We start from the raw sequence: 13,766 nt of genomic DNA, 5'->3' as shown, positions 1-13,766 counted from the left end.
CGGTAGCCACTATACCCAACCTCGCTCGCGCGCGAGACGCACCGCCGTGTGACGGTTCTCGGCACCCAGCTTCGAGGCGGCCGAGGAGAGGTAGTTCCGGACGGTGCCCGGTGAGAGCGAGGCGCGCTCGGCGATCTCCGCGACCGGCGCCCCGTCCGCCGCCAGCTCCAGCACCTCGGCCTCCCGCGCGGTCAGCGGCGAGTCCCCGGCGGAGATGGCGTCGGCCGCCAACTCCGGGTCCACATAGCGGTTCCCGGCGTGGACGGTACGGATGATCTCGGCCAGCCGCCGGGCGCTGACGGTCTTCGGCACGAAGCCCCTCGCCCCCGCCGCAAGCGCCCGTTTCAGGTGGCCGGGGCGGCCGTGGCTGGTCACGATCATGGTGCGGCAGCCGGGCAGCTCGGTCCGCAGCGCTGTGGCGACCTTCACACCGTCCGCCCCGGGCATCTGGAGGTCGAGCACCGCGACATCGGGCCGGTGCGCCCGTGCCATGGCGAGCGCCTCGGGGCCGGACGCCGCCTCGGCGACGACGACGAGATCGTCCTCCAGGCCGAGCAGCGCGGCCAAGGCCCCCCGGATCAGGTGCTCGTCATCGGCGAGCAGTACGCGCACGGTCACCGTGCCCCCTCCAGTCCTCCGCCGCCGGACCCGCCGGACCCGCCGGACCCGCCGGACCCGCCGGACCCGCCGGTTCCGCGGACCCCGCCGGCTCCGCCCACTCCAGCGGCTCCGGCACCCACGCGCCCGGCACCCGTACCCGCGAGGTTCGTCCTCCCGGCCGCCACACCCCCGGGACCCGCGCCCGGGGCGCCGCCGTCCCCCGTCCCCGGCGGCCCGGCGGCCGGAACGCGCGCCGTCAGCCGGAAGCGCCCGCCGGCCAGCCGGCCCGCCTCCAGCGTGCCGTCCAGCGCGGTCAGCCGCTCCCGCAGTCCCGCCAGCCCGGTCCCGGCCGGCCCCGCCGGCTCCCCGGACCCGCCGTCCCCCGCCTGTCCCGGCGGCCCGGAAGCCGACGTCCCCGGGCCGCCTCCTGCCTCGCCCGCCCCGTCGTTCTCCACCACCAGCACCGCACACCCCTCCGTCACCGTCACCGTGATCGCGCACCGCCGGGCGTCGCCGTGCCGGAGCACATTGGTCGTGGCCTCCCGGACCACCCACCCGAGCGCCGACTGCACCCGCGCCGGCAGCGCCGTACCGGCGGCCGGAGCCGCCGACTCGACGGTGCACGCGATCCCGGCCGCCGCCAGCACGCTCCGCGCGCCGTCCAGTTCGGTGCGCAGGTCGGCCTCGCGGTATCCGCGCACCACGTCCCGCACCTCCCGCTGGGAGTCCCGCGCGATGTGCTGGACCTCGGCCATCTGCTCGACCGCCCGGTCGGTCAGTCCGCGCCGCGCCAGCTGGACGGCGAGCTCGCTCTTCAGGGCGATCACCGACAGGTTGCGGCCCATCACATCGTGCAGGTCGCGCCCGAACCGCAGCCGCTCCTCCGCGACCGCCAGCCGGGCCTGGAGTTCGCGGGCCGCGTCCAGTTCCCACACCGCCTTGAGCAGCCAGCCCGAGAAGCCGCTGGTGAACGCGGTGGCGAGGCCGCCGATGAGGACGGCGAGCGCGTAACCGGCCGTCTGCCGCGGGGGCAGCGTGAGCACCACGCACACCAGCCCGGTGCCGGTCGCCGTGGCGAGGACCAGGTACAGCATGTGCCGGACCCTGGACAGGCAGAGCACCAGGTGGGCGACGCCGAAACAGACCACGCCCGGGGACATGGTCTCGGCGGACGGCGGGTCACCCAGCGCCCCGAGCCGGTGCAGGACCATCAGCCCGGCGCCCGCCCCGCCCGTCAGCAGGGCGTACGCGGCCATGAGCCGGCGCGGGCGCTTCCGCCGGTCCAGGGTCCAGCTCAGGGCGCGGGAGGCGACCACCCCACCGAGCAGCGAGTGGGCGCACACCAGCAGGAAGAGCCAGCCGCCCAGCGGGGCGGGCGTGCCGCCCAGCGCGACGGGCCCGATCACCACGACCTCGCCCAAGGCGATGGCATGGAACGTCCAGCGGGTGTAGAGCTCCAGCTTCTCCGGGTTGCTCCGCCGGCTCCACCAGCCCGTCAGCCGCCCCATGTCCGCCCCCCCTGTCCGTGTCTCCCCCGGGTCGCCTCAGCGCCGTGGCTCCCAGCGGAACCACCGCCGCACAGCAAACACCGAGACCATCACCCAGGCCAGCGAGACCGCCACGGCGCCGGCCGGCTCGCCGGGGTTCCCGCCGTCCAGCCAGCCGGCCCGTACCAGGGTCATCACCCCGGTGAGCGGCAGCAGTTCGGCCACCGACGCCACCGTGCCGGGGAAGACCTCCAGCGGTACGAAGAGCCCCGAGCCGATCGACGAGACCAGCAACAGCGGCATCGTGGTGAGCTGGGCGCTCTCCACGGTGCGGGTCAGCGCCGCGGTCGCCGCCGCCATCGCCACCAGCAGCACGATCCCGGTCAGCACGCCGCCGACGAGGAGCTCGGGCCGCCGGGGCGCGGGTACGTCCAGCAGCACGACCCCGCCCGCCACCAGCAGCGCGCACTGGCCCAGCGCGAGCACGGCCGCGGGCAGCGCGGTCCCGGTGAGGATCTCCCGGTCCGACGCCTCGCCGGTGCGCAGCCGCTTGAGCACCAGCTCCTCGCGCCGCGCCACGTACGCCGACACCAGGTTGACGTGGACGACGAACAGCAGCACCATCCCGATGCCGCCGCTGAGGGTCGCCCCGAGAGCGCTCATCCCGCTTCCGCCGAGGTCGATCCGGTCGAACGAGGACCACAACGCCCCCACCATCAGCACCGGCATCAGCAACGCCGTCGACAGCGCGTACCGGTTGCGCACGAGCAGCACCAGCTCGGCCCGTCCCAGGGCCGCCAACCGTCCCGTCATCGTCGTCACGTCACACCTCCACCGTGTCGGACCGCGAGCCGGGCACCGGCCGGGCGCCCTGGGCGATGTCGAGGAACGCCTCTTCCAGGGAGGCGGAGCGGGCGTCGAGCCCCTCCAGCCGCACCCCCGTCTCCCGCGCCCACCGCAGCAGTTCACCGAGAGCGTCCTGGAGCGCGTGGGTACGGATCTCCACGCGGCGCCCGCCCGTCTCGGCGGCCCGCAGCGAGAGCGGCAGGCGGGCGGCGCCCACCCCGTCGGGAAGGGCGAAGCGGATGCGGGCCGGCCGGGACGCCGTGACCTCCGCCGGGCTGCCGGAGACCACGATGCGCCCCTGGTGCATGATCGCCAGCCGGTCGGCGAGTGTCTCGGCCTCCTCCAGGTAGTGCGTGGTCAGCAGCACGGTCGTGCCGCTGTCCCGCAGCACCCGGACCAACTGCCAGGTGTCACGCCGCGCTTCGGCGTCGAGTCCGGTCGACGGCTCGTCCAGGAACAGCACCTCGGGTTCACCGAGCAGGGCGAGCGCCAGGTCGAGCCGGCGGCGTTCGCCTCCCGACAGCTGTTTGACCCGTACCCCCGCCCGCGCGCCCAGGCCGACCACGTCCAGTGCCTCACCGCCCGGCCGGGCGCCGCTGGTGCAGCCCGCCCACATCCGTACGGTCTCGACGACGGTCAGGTCGGAGGGGAATCCGCCTTCCTGGAGCATCACGCCGATCCGGGGCCGTACGACGGCCCGTTCCCGGTACGGATCGTGGCCCAGGACCCGTATCCGGCCACCACTGGGCGGGGAGAGTCCTTCCAGCAGCTCGACGGTGGAGGTCTTGCCGGCGCCGTTGGTGCCGAGCAGGGCGAAGATTTCGCCGCGCGCCACGGAGAAGCTGACCCCGCTCACGGCCTCGAAGCCCCCGGCGTAGGCGCGCCGGACGGCATCGGCCTGGATCACCTGGTCCGCCGCGCCGTCGGACGCGTGCTCATCTCTGGTCATGACACCAGGTTTTCGCCGCCCCGGAGCCGGGAGCAGTGCGCGGTGTCACAACCCCTCATGACATATGTCATCGCGGTCCACCGGTCTTCGGCCCGACCGACCGGACTGGGACCGGACAGACGGGACTGACCGGACTGACCGGACTGACCGGACTGAGTGGAGGAATCCGGAGTGCCCGGACACGACGAAGGCCCCGGTCGTGATGACCGGGGCCTTCGTTCTCTGAGCGGACGACGAGATTCGAACTCGCGACCCTCACCTTGGCAAGGTGATGCTCTACCAACTGAGCCACGTCCGCATTGCTCCCGACCGGCTCTCACCGGGCGGTGCGAACACCACTGTACCTGATCCTTCCCCTGGCTCTCGACTCCGTCGGGAGCGGGGAAACCCCCGAAGGGGGTCGGTAAGTGATGTAGAGCGGGTGACAGGGATCGCACACTGCGCCTTCCCCCTGGAAGGGGGATGTTCTACTACTGAACTACACCCGCACGCTCCGTGAGGTGGGGCCTCGCGGCCTCGCCCCTCGGCGTGATCCAGACTCTAGCGGATCACCGGGGGTGTCGCGCAACTCGGCGACCGGGGCCCGGGCGTGCGGTGGTCAGCTCGCCTCCCGGAACGCGTCGTAGATGCGCTGCGGGATCCTTCCCCTGGCCGGGACGTCCAGCTTGTTGGACTGCGCCCAGGCGCGGACGGCCGCCGGGTCGGGGGCGATCGAGGTGTGGCGGTACGGCCGGCGCGACCGCTCCGCGCCGGTCCGCTTCCGGCCGGCCGCCACGTACGGGGCGAGGGCCTTGCGCAGTTTCTTGGCGTTGGCGGGATTGAGGTCGATCTCGTACGTCTTCCCGTCCAGGCCGAACATGACCGTTTCCGCCGCTTCTCCTCCGTCGATGTCGTCGAAGAGCGAGACCACTACGCGCTGCGCCACGGATATCGGTCCTTTCGTGCGGTCCGCCGCCGGTGGATCAGCGCCCGGTTCCGGGCTGACGTGCGGCGGTACCGGCTTTATGGCTGTTGAGGGGAAATGCCGCTCCCTGCTGTATTCCTTTGTACAGCGGAGTGCGCCACATCGGGAAGCCCAGCCAATTGCATGCGCGTGTCCCGCGCAATGGCGACGGGCATTCTTTTCCGGAATTTTCCTGGACCGTTTTGGAGGGTTCTACAGATGTCTACCCGCGTAGAATTTGGAGACAGGTACGCTGAGGGAACCGCCCACGCAACACACCACCGGGAGTGCCAGTGGCACGCGTCGTAGTCGACGTCATGCTCAAGCCGGAGATCCTCGACCCGCAGGGACAGGCGGTGCAGCGCGCACTGCCCCGCCTCGGTTTCGAGGGGATCGCGGACGTCCGTCAGGGGAAGCGCTTCGAGCTGGATGTGGAGGGGCCGGTCGATGACGCCGCCCTCGCTCGCATTCACGAGATGGCCGAGACGTTCCTTGCCAACACCGTCATCGAGGACTTCGTCGTAAAGGTGGAGGAGTCCCAGTGACTGCCCGCATCGGAGTCGTCACCTTCCCCGGCACGCTGGACGACCGGGACGCGCTGCGCGCCGTCCGGCTCGCCGGCGCGGAGCCGGTCGAGCTGTGGCACCGCGACAAGGACCTCAAGCAGGTCGACGCGGTCGTCCTCGCCGGCGGTTTCTCGTACGGCGACTACCTGCGCGCGGGGGCCATTTCCCGGTTCTCGCCCGTGATGGGGACGATCGTCGAGCAGGCGAAGGCCGGTATGCCGGTCCTGGGCATCTGCAACGGCTTCCAGATCCTCACGGAGGCCCACCTGCTGCCCGGCGCCATGCTCCAGAACGACCACCTGCACTTCATCTGCCGCGACCAGCGGCTGCGGGTGGAGAACGCCCGCACCGCCTGGACCGCCGACTACCAGGCGGGCCAGGAGATCTCCGTACCGCTGAAGAACATGGACGGCCGGTACGTCGCCGAGGAGCGGGTGCTGGACGAGCTGGAGGCCGAGGGGCGGGTCGTCTTCCGGTACCTGGACGTCAACCCGAACGGCTCGCTGCGGGACATCGCCGGCATCACCAACGCCGCCGGGAACGTCGTCGGCCTGATGCCGCACCCCGAGCACGCCGTGGATCCGCTGGTCGGCACGGGCCGCACCGACGGCCTCGGGTTCTTCACCTCGATCCTGAAGAAGCTGGTCAACGTCTGATGACTCTGGACACCGTCAAGCACGCGGGCGAGACGCCCGACGTCGCGCAGCCGTGGGCCGAGCTCGGCCTCAAGCAGGACGAGTACGAGCGCATCCGGGAGATCCTGGGCCGGCGCCCGACCGGTGCCGAACTCGCCATGTACTCCGTCATGTGGTCCGAGCACTGCTCGTACAAGAGCAGCAAGGTCCACCTGAAGCAGTTCGGCGAGAAGGTCCCCGAGAACGACGCGATGCTCGTCGGCATCGGAGAGAACGCCGGCGTCGTGGACGTCGGCCAGGGTTACGCGGTGACCTTCAAGGTCGAGTCGCACAACCACCCGAGCTACATCGAGCCGTACCAGGGCGCGGCCACCGGCGTGGGCGGCATCGTCCGCGACATCCTCGCCATGGGCGCCCGCCCGGTCGCGGTGGTCGACCCGCTGCGGTTCGGCGCCGCCGACCACCCCGACACCAAGCGGGTCCTGCCGGGCGTCGTCGCCGGCATCGGCGGCTACGGCAACTGCCTGGGCCTGCCGAACATCGGCGGCGAGGTCGTCTTCGACTCCTGCTACCAGGGCAACCCGCTGGTCAACGCCGGCTGCATCGGTGTGATGAGGCACGAGGACATCCACCTCGCGAAGGCCTCGGGCCCCGGCAACAAGGTCATCCTCTACGGCGCCAGGACCGGTGGCGACGGCATCGGCGGCGTCTCGGTCCTCGCCTCGGAGACCTTCGACGACACCAAGCCGACGAAGCGGCCCGCCGTGCAGGTCGGTGACCCGTTCCAGGAGAAGCTCCTCATCGAGTGCACCCTGGAGATCTTCCGCGAGGACCTCGTCGCGGGCATCCAGGACCTCGGTGGCGCCGGCCTGTCCTGTGCGACCAGCGAGCTGGCGTCCGCCGGTACCGGTGGCATGCGGGTCGAGCTGGACACCGTGCCGCTGCGTGACTCCTCCCTCTCGCCCGAGGAGATCCTCATGAGCGAGTCGCAGGAGCGCATGTGCGCGATCGTGGAGCCGGGCAAGGTCGGCCGGTTCCTGGAGATCTGCGAGAAGTGGGACGTCATCGCCACCGTGATCGGTGAGGTGACCGACGGCGAGCGGCTGGAGATCTTCTGGCACGGCGAGCAGATCGTGGACGTGCCGCCGCGCACCGTCGCGCACGAGGGCCCGGTCTACCACCGGCCGTTCGAGCGCCCCGAGTGGCAGGACGCCCTCCAGGCCGACGACGCGGGGCGGCTGCCGCGCCCGGGGACCTCCGCCGAGCTGCGCGAGCAGGTGCTGAAGCTGGTCGCCCACCCGAACCAGGCGTCCAAGTCCTGGATCACCGACCAGTACGACCGGTTCGTACAGGGCAACACCGTCCTCGCCCAGCCCGAGGACTCCGGGATGATCCGGATCGACGAGGAGACCAACCTCGGCGTGGCCATGGCGACGGACGGCAACGGCCGGTACGCCAAGCTCGACCCGTACGCGGGCGCGCAGCTCGCGCTGGCGGAGTCGTACCGGAACGTGGCCGCCTCCGGCGCCAAGCCGCTGGCGATCTCCAACTGCCTGAACTTCGGCTCGCCCGAGGACCCCGCCGTGATGTGGCAGTTCGCCGAGGCCACGCGCGGCCTGGCGGACGGCTGCCTGGCGCTCGGTACCCCGGTGACCGGCGGCAATGTGTCGCTGTACAACCAGACCGGTGATGTCGCCATCCACCCGACGCCGGTGGTGGCCGTGCTCGGTGTGATCGACGACGTCAACCGCCGTACGCCGATCGCGTTCGCGCAGGAGGGCCAGCTCCTCTACCTGCTGGGTGACACCCGTGAGGAGTTCGGCGGCTCGGCCTGGTCCGAGGTCGTCCACAACCACCTCGGCGGCCTGCCGCCCGCGGTGGACCTGGACCGGGAGAAGCTGCTCGGCGAGATCCTGATCGCCGCTTCCCGCGACGGGATGATCGACGCGGCGCACGACCTGTCGGACGGCGGTCTGATCCAGGCGGTCGTCGAGTCCTGCCTGCGGGGCGGACACGGCGCGCGGCTGATCGTCCCGGAGTCGCTCGACGCCTTCACCTTCCTGTTCAGCGAGTCGGCCGGCCGCGCGGTCGTGTCCGTCCCGCGCAGCGAGGAGCTCCGCTTCACCGACATGTGCGGTGCGCGCGGGCTGCCGGCGACGCGGATCGGTGTCGTGGACGGTGACGAGATCGACGTACAGGGCGAGTTCGCCATCGCGCTGGGCGAGCTGCGCGAGGCGCACGAGGCGACCATCCCGGGCCTGCTCGTCTGAGCTCCGGCTGCCGAAGGCCCCCGCCCGGCTCCGCCGGGCGGGGGCCTTCGGCCGTGGCGCGCCCGGGACCCGGTACGCGGGCCGGGGAGCGCCGTTCGTCCCACCCGGGGCTCCGTGGGCCCGGGCTCCGGGGCCGGGCCTCCTGGCGGCCGGGCCCGGCACTAGGCTCGGTTCCATGCCACCGGCCAGGAAGCGCACCCGCGGTTACGACTCCGCCAGGATCCGCGCCGCCGTGCTCGCCCAGTTCGACCACGTACGGGCGGGGGTCCTCACCCTCACACCCGAGCAGTTCGCCTCGCCCACCCGGCTGGGCGACTGGACGGTCCGTGAACTGGCCGCGCACCTGACCATGGCGCTGGACGGCCTCGTGCGGCACCTGGGCGAGCCGGAGCCCCAGCGGGCCAAGCCCGAGCTGGCCCTGCTGGACTGGCCGTTCGCCACCGTGACCGCCGCCGAGCGGGTCGACGAGGACACCAGGGCCGTCGCCGCGAGCGCCGACCCCGCCGAGCTGTACGCCCGCACCGAGGCGGGGATCGCCGCCGCCCTGCCCGGCGCCCCCGACGAGCGCCTGGTGCCCACCCGGTTCGGGACCATGCGGCTCGGGGACTTCCTGGTGACCCGGACCGTCGAACTGATCGTCCACACCGACGACCTGAACGACGCGACCGGGCTGGGCGTCCCCTACGAGCGCCAGGCACTGGCCGCCTGCGCCCGGCTGCTCGCCGACGCCCTCGCGGTGAAGGCCCCCGGCGGCTCGGTGGAGGTGCGCGTCCCGCCGTACGCGGTCGTGCAGTGCGTGGCGGGCCCGCGCCACACCCGGGGCACGCCGCCCAACGTGGTCGAGACGGACCCGCTCACCTGGATCCGCCTCGCCACCGGACGTACGACCTGGGCGGCGGCCCTGGCGGCGGCCCAGGTCCACGCCAGTGGCGAGCGCGCCGACCTGTCGGGCGTGCTGCCGGTCCTGGGCTGAGCCGGGACCCGCGCCGGCCGCCCGGGCCTCGCCGGTCCTGGGCCCGGCACGGGCCGCGCCGGCCGCCCGGGCGCGCGGGGGGCCGGTCACCCGGCCGGCCCGGTGAGGGAACCGCCCGGCGGACCGGCTCGTCCCACCGGCATGCACACCACGCCGAAGCAGCACCTCACCGCCGCCGCAGCCCTGGCCACGCTCCTCGTCCTGTCCGGGTGCGGCACCGAACCCGGTTCCGGCACGGGCGACGGGAGCACCTCCGTGGCCACCGATGTGGCCGTCACCGGGGTCCACTGGTCCTTCGACAGCGTCACGGTGGACGGCAGGAGGAGCGCCGCCCCGGCGGGCGCGCACGTCCTGCTCGACTCCAAGGGGCAGGCCAAGGGCAGCTTCGGCTGCAACCACTTCAGCGCCAAGGCGTCCGTCGCGGGGGACACCGTCACGGTCGGCCGCGCCACGTCGACCCAGATGGTCTGCGGCGAGCCGGTGCAGAACTTCGAGAACGCGCTGAAGACCGCCTTCACCGGGAAGTTGAAGGCCCGGCTGGCGGACGGCTCGCTCACGCTCACCTCTGCCGGCGGGGACACCATCGCGCTGAGCGAGCAGCCGCCCGCGCCGCTCGTCGGCACCACCTGGACGGTCGGCTCGCTCACCTCCGGGACCACCACCACCTCCGTGCCGGCCGGTACCGAGGGCAGGGCACACCTCGTGTTCGGCAAGGACGGTTCGGTGCGCGGCAACCTCGGGTGCAACAACTTCACCTCCACCGTGCGCACGGAGGGCTCCGAGCTCACCTTCGGCCGGGTCGCCACCACCCGGAAGCTCTGCACGGGCCCGGCGATGGGGCTGGAGACCGCCCTGCTCAAGACGGTGAAGGGCACGGTGTCGTACCGGATCGAACACCGGACGCTGACCCTGACCGCCCCGAACGGCACCGGCTTCGCGGCCGAGGCCGGGGCGGCCGGTGCCGGGCCCGGCACCGGAGGGCCCGCGGCGGGGACCGGCCGCTGAGCGGGTCGCCGACCGGTCGCCGACCGGCCGCCGACCGGCCGCCGACCGGCCCGTGACGCCGGGCCCGCTGCGAGCTCCGTCACACCCCGCGCACCCCGTCCCCGCCCAAAGGTCGCAGGTCAGCGGGGTGCACCCGGAACGGGCCGCTCCGCGGCCCGCTCACCGCCCCGTCCCCAATTCGGACCAGTGGTCGATCTCGCCTACACTCGGTGGCGTGCCACGTGGTGACGGTCGACTCAATCACGATCTGCTTCCCGGAGAGAAAGGCCCCCAGGACGCTTGTGGCGTCTTCGGTGTCTGGGCCCCGGGTGAAGAGGTCGCAAAGCTCACGTACTTCGGGCTCTACGCCCTCCAGCATCGGGGCCAGGAATCCGCGGGAATCGCGGTCAGCAACGGCTCCCAGATCCTCGTCTTCAAGGACATGGGCCTGGTCTCCCAGGTCTTCGACGAAACCTCCCTCGGTTCGCTCCGGGGTCACATCGCGGTCGGTCACGCCCGCTACTCGACCACCGGTGCCTCGGTGTGGGAGAACGCGCAGCCCACGTTCCGGGCCACCGCCGGCGGTTCCATCGCGCTCGGCCACAACGGCAACCTGGTCAACACGGCGGAGCTCGCCGGGATGGTCGCCGGTCTCCCCAAGGAGAACGGCCGGGCCACGCAGGTGGCCGCCACCAACGACACCGACCTGGTCACCGCGCTGCTCGCCGGCCAGGCCGACGAGGACGGCAAGCCGCTGACCGTCGAGCAGGCCGCCGCGCGGATCCTCCCGGTCGTCAAGGGCGCCTTCTCGCTGGTCTTCATGGACGAGCACACCCTCTACGCCGCCCGTGACCCGCAGGGCATCCGCCCGCTGGTCCTCGGCCGCCTGGAGCGCGGCTGGGTGGTCGCGTCCGAGTCCGCCGCCCTGGACATCTGCGGCGCGGCCTACGTCCGCGAGGTCGAGCCGGGCGAGCTCATCGCGATCGACGAGAACGGCATCCGTACCTCGCGATTCGCGGAAGCGAAGCCCAAGGGCTGTGTCTTCGAGTACGTGTACCTGGCCCGTCCCGACACGGACATCGCCGGCCGGAACGTGTACCTCTCCCGGGTGGAGATGGGCCGGAAGCTGGCCAAGGAAGCCCCGGTCGACGCCGACCTGGTCATAGCGACCCCGGAGTCCGGCACCCCCGCCGCGATCGGTTACGCGGAGGCCAGCGGCATTCCGTTCGGTGCCGGCCTGGTCAAGAACGCCTACGTCGGCCGGACCTTCATCCAGCCGTCCCAGACCATCCGCCAGCTCGGTATCCGGCTGAAGCTCAATCCCCTGAAGGAAGTCATCAAGGGCAAGCGCCTGGTGGTAGTGGACGACTCGATCGTCCGCGGCAACACCCAGCGCGCACTCGTCCGGATGCTCCGCGAGGCCGGTGCCGCCGAGGTCCACATCCGGATCTCGTCCCCGCCGGTGAAGTGGCCGTGCTTCTTCGGCATCGACTTCGCCACCCGGGCCGAGCTGATAGCCAATGGCATGTCGGTCGAGGAGATCGGCAAGTCGCTCGGCGCCGACTCCCTCTCGTACATCTCGCTCGACGGCATGATCGAGGCCACGACCATCGACAAGCCGAAGCTGTGCCGTGCCTGCTTCGACGGCGAGTACCCGATGGAGCTTCCCGATCCCGAGCTGCTCGGCAAGCAGCTGCTGGAGACCGAGCTGGCCGCGGGCCCGGCCGCCACGGCGGCGGCCGACGCGCTCCGCCGCCCGTAGGACCCCGCAATCCCTGCAGTACGACACGAAAGTTCTCACAGTCATGTCTGAGACTGAGACCACCGGTGCCAGCTACGCAGCCGCGGGCGTCGACATCGAAGCGGGCGACCGCGCCGTCGAGCTGATGAAGGAGTGGGTGAGGAAGACCCAGCGACCCGAGGTCCTCGGCGGCCTCGGCGGTTTCGCCGGCCTCTTCGACGCCTCCGCCCTCAAGCGCTACGAGCGCCCGCTGCTCGCCTCCGCCACCGACGGCGTCGGTACGAAGGTCGACATCGCCCGCCGGCTGGGCGTGTACGACACCATCGGCCACGACCTGGTCGCGATGGTCATGGACGACATCGTCGTCTGCGGCGCGGAGCCGCTGTTCATGACCGACTACATCTGTGTCGGCAAGGTCCACCCCGAGCGGGTCGCGGGGATCGTCAAGGGCATCGCCGAGGGCTGTGTCCTGGCCGGCTGCGCCCTGGTCGGCGGCGAGACCGCCGAGCACCCCGGCCTGCTGGGCCCCGACGACTTCGACGTGGCGGGCGCCGGTACCGGTGTGGTCGAGGCGGACCGGCTGCTGGGCGCCGATCGCATCCGTACGGGTGACGTGGTCGTCGCCATGGCGTCGTCCGGCCTTCACTCCAACGGGTACTCGCTGGTCCGGCACGTGCTGTTCGACCGGGCGGGCATGCGGCTGGAGCAGCGGGTCGAGGAGCTCGGCCGGACGCTCGGCGAGGAGCTGCTGGAGCCCACCAGGATCTACTCGCTGGACTGTCTGGCGCTCACCCGGACCACCGAGGTGCACGCGTTCAGCCACATCACCGGCGGCGGCCTGGCCGCGAACCTGGCCCGGGTCATCCCCGACCACCTGCACGCGACGGTCGACCGTTCGGCCTGGGCGCCGGGCGCGATCTTCGACCTGGTCGGCGAGGCCGGCCGGGTGGAGCGCCTGGAGCTGGAGAAGACCCTGAACATGGGCGTCGGCATGATGGCCGTCGTGCCCGCCGACTCGGTCGATGTGGCGCTGGCCACACTGGCGGACCGGGGCGTCGACGCCTGGGTCGCCGGTGAGATCACCGAGCGCGGCGACCGTTCCACCGGCGCCGAGCTCACCGGTGACTACGCGAGCTGAACAGCACAGAACCCGGTCCGGGGCTGGGCCCCGGACCGGGTCTGAGAAATACAGGCGTCAAGCGCCGCGACGCTGAGACGACGGACCGGACTGGTCGTCCTCGTCGTCATCGTCGTTGTACAGCTCCGCGTAGCGGGCGTACGGGTCGTCTTCCTCGTCGTCGTCCTCGAACGGTTCCCCGTTCGGAGGCTGACTCGAAGTCGATGCGCCCAGCTCGCTGGCCAGGCGTGAGAGGTCCGTCCCACCGCTGTTGTACTTCAGCTGGCGGGCGACCTTCGTCTGCTTGGCCTTGGCCCGGCCGCGCCCCATGGCTCGACCCCCTCGGTGATGGGGCTCGGCGGCCCCAGAGTCTTGACACGCGTTCATGGTTCGGAACGGACTCTCGGTGGAGAGACCGGCCCGTAGGGCTTCAACGGTACCTGCTTCCGGGGCCATACGGTACGCCGCCCGCATGACGTGCCTCGGAGCCGGACCTTCGAGGCGCCCCGTCCTCGCTGGTCAGCTGCGATTTTAACCTCTTCTCGCGCGGCGACCCGCCGACCGGCGTGAGGCATGTCATTCCCGTGCTCTTCCCGCGCCGCCGGGGCGTCCGGCGGCGGCGCCGCTTCCGGTCCACCGGCGGGACGTCCCAGAA

At 72.0% G+C, this 13,766-nt stretch carries 13 protein-coding genes and 2 tRNA genes; 7 read left to right on the top strand and 8 right to left on the bottom strand.

Translation table 11 applies throughout. The features are described from left to right. Nucleotides 1–9 precede the first annotated feature (9 nt). From AB0H53_RS03450 to AB0H53_RS03420, 7 genes are all read right to left on the bottom strand, one after another. On the bottom strand, nt 10–618 hold the full coding sequence (locus AB0H53_RS03450; RefSeq protein WP_362106486.1) for a response regulator transcription factor: 609 nt from the start codon (nt 616–618) through the stop codon (nt 10–12). Further along, a complete protein-coding gene (locus AB0H53_RS03445; protein ID WP_362106484.1) occupies nt 615–2,108 on the bottom strand; it encodes a histidine kinase in 1,494 nt (497 codons plus the stop codon). The genes AB0H53_RS03450 and AB0H53_RS03445 overlap by 4 nt, the downstream gene beginning before the upstream one ends. Before the next feature lie 36 nt (nt 2,109–2,144). Then, nucleotides 2,145–2,900 carry an ABC transporter permease gene (locus AB0H53_RS03440; protein WP_362107196.1) on the bottom strand — a complete coding sequence of 252 codons (756 nt, stop codon included), beginning with the start codon at nt 2,898–2,900 and terminating at the stop codon, nt 2,145–2,147. Between the two features lie 10 nt (nt 2,901–2,910). Continuing rightward, nucleotides 2,911–3,882 carry an ABC transporter ATP-binding protein gene (locus AB0H53_RS03435; protein ID WP_362106482.1) on the bottom strand — a complete coding sequence of 324 codons (972 nt, stop codon included), beginning with the start codon at nt 3,880–3,882 and terminating at the stop codon, nt 2,911–2,913. 225 nt (nt 3,883–4,107) lie between these two features. Then, nucleotides 4,108–4,180: transfer RNA gene (locus AB0H53_RS03430), tRNA-Gly, on the bottom strand. Nucleotides 4,181–4,298: 118 nt separating this feature from the next. Next, nucleotides 4,299–4,370 (bottom strand) — tRNA-Gly (locus AB0H53_RS03425). Between the two features lie 110 nt (nt 4,371–4,480). Then, complete coding sequence (locus tag AB0H53_RS03420) at nt 4,481–4,807, bottom strand: Lsr2 family protein (protein WP_362106480.1); 327 nt, start codon at nt 4,805–4,807, stop codon at nt 4,481–4,483. Nucleotides 4,808–5,118: 311 nt separating this feature from the next. On the opposite strand from AB0H53_RS03420, the gene purS reads away from it, so the two are divergent. The 7 genes from purS to purM all read left to right on the top strand — a co-directional run bounded on the left by purS (nt 5,119) and on the right by purM (nt 13,132). Beyond that, nucleotides 5,119–5,370 (top strand): phosphoribosylformylglycinamidine synthase subunit PurS, encoded by a 252-nt coding sequence (purS, locus tag AB0H53_RS03415; protein WP_362106478.1) that lies wholly within the window; start codon nt 5,119–5,121, stop codon nt 5,368–5,370. After that, nucleotides 5,367–6,047, top strand: coding sequence for a phosphoribosylformylglycinamidine synthase subunit PurQ (purQ, locus tag AB0H53_RS03410; protein ID WP_362106475.1), 681 nt, complete (start codon nt 5,367–5,369; stop codon nt 6,045–6,047). The genes purS and purQ overlap by 4 nt, the downstream gene beginning before the upstream one ends. After that, nucleotides 6,047–8,296, top strand: coding sequence for a phosphoribosylformylglycinamidine synthase subunit PurL (purL, locus tag AB0H53_RS03405; protein WP_362106472.1), 2,250 nt, complete (start codon nt 6,047–6,049; stop codon nt 8,294–8,296). The genes purQ and purL overlap by 1 nt, the downstream gene beginning before the upstream one ends. Before the next feature lie 175 nt (nt 8,297–8,471). After that, nucleotides 8,472–9,269, top strand: coding sequence for a sterol carrier family protein (locus AB0H53_RS03400; protein WP_362106469.1), 798 nt, complete (start codon nt 8,472–8,474; stop codon nt 9,267–9,269). A gap of 141 nt (nt 9,270–9,410) precedes the next feature. Continuing rightward, nucleotides 9,411–10,274 carry an META domain-containing protein gene (locus AB0H53_RS03395; protein WP_362106466.1) on the top strand — a complete coding sequence of 288 codons (864 nt, stop codon included), beginning with the start codon at nt 9,411–9,413 and terminating at the stop codon, nt 10,272–10,274. 214 nt (nt 10,275–10,488) lie between these two features. Further along, the gene (purF, locus tag AB0H53_RS03390; protein ID WP_362106463.1) at nt 10,489–12,015 is read left to right on the top strand and encodes an amidophosphoribosyltransferase; all 1,527 of its coding nucleotides are present in this window, start codon (nt 10,489–10,491) and stop codon (nt 12,013–12,015) included. Nucleotides 12,016–12,058: 43 nt separating this feature from the next. Continuing rightward, nucleotides 12,059–13,132, top strand: coding sequence for a phosphoribosylformylglycinamidine cyclo-ligase (gene purM, locus AB0H53_RS03385; protein WP_362106460.1), 1,074 nt, complete (start codon nt 12,059–12,061; stop codon nt 13,130–13,132). A gap of 57 nt (nt 13,133–13,189) precedes the next feature. On the opposite strand, the gene AB0H53_RS03380 is transcribed toward purM, so the two are convergent. Next, nucleotides 13,190–13,441, bottom strand: coding sequence for a DUF3073 domain-containing protein (locus AB0H53_RS03380; RefSeq protein ID WP_362107193.1), 252 nt, complete (start codon nt 13,439–13,441; stop codon nt 13,190–13,192). Nucleotides 13,442–13,766: the final 325 nt, after the last annotated feature.

The sequence above is a fragment of the Streptomyces sp. NPDC050856 genome, from assembly GCF_040653855.1.
GTDB lineage: Bacteria > Actinomycetota > Actinomycetes > Streptomycetales > Streptomycetaceae > Streptomyces.
The sequence above is the reverse complement of the archived record's forward strand: the minus strand, read 5'-3'. Positions and strand labels throughout refer to the sequence as shown.

What these genes read in the sequence shown, in the direction of transcription:
- AB0H53_RS03445 (WP_362106484.1), bottom strand. Translation starts at nt 2,108, where the DNA reads ATGGGGCGGCTGACGGGCTGGTGGAGCCGGCGGAGCAACCCGGAGAAG.
- AB0H53_RS03440 (WP_362107196.1), bottom strand. Translation starts at nt 2,900, where the DNA reads ATGACGGGACGGTTGGCGGCCCTGGGACGGGCCGAGCTGGTGCTGCTC.
- AB0H53_RS03435 (WP_362106482.1), bottom strand. Translation starts at nt 3,882, where the DNA reads ATGACCAGAGATGAGCACGCGTCCGACGGCGCGGCGGACCAGGTGATC.
- purL (WP_362106472.1), top strand. Translation starts at nt 6,047, where the DNA reads ATGACTCTGGACACCGTCAAGCACGCGGGCGAGACGCCCGACGTCGCG.
- AB0H53_RS03400 (WP_362106469.1), top strand. Translation starts at nt 8,472, where the DNA reads ATGCCACCGGCCAGGAAGCGCACCCGCGGTTACGACTCCGCCAGGATC.
- AB0H53_RS03395 (WP_362106466.1), top strand. Translation starts at nt 9,411, where the DNA reads ATGCACACCACGCCGAAGCAGCACCTCACCGCCGCCGCAGCCCTGGCC.
- purM (WP_362106460.1), top strand. Translation starts at nt 12,059, where the DNA reads ATGTCTGAGACTGAGACCACCGGTGCCAGCTACGCAGCCGCGGGCGTC.
- AB0H53_RS03380 (WP_362107193.1), bottom strand. Translation starts at nt 13,441, where the DNA reads ATGGGGCGCGGCCGGGCCAAGGCCAAGCAGACGAAGGTCGCCCGCCAG.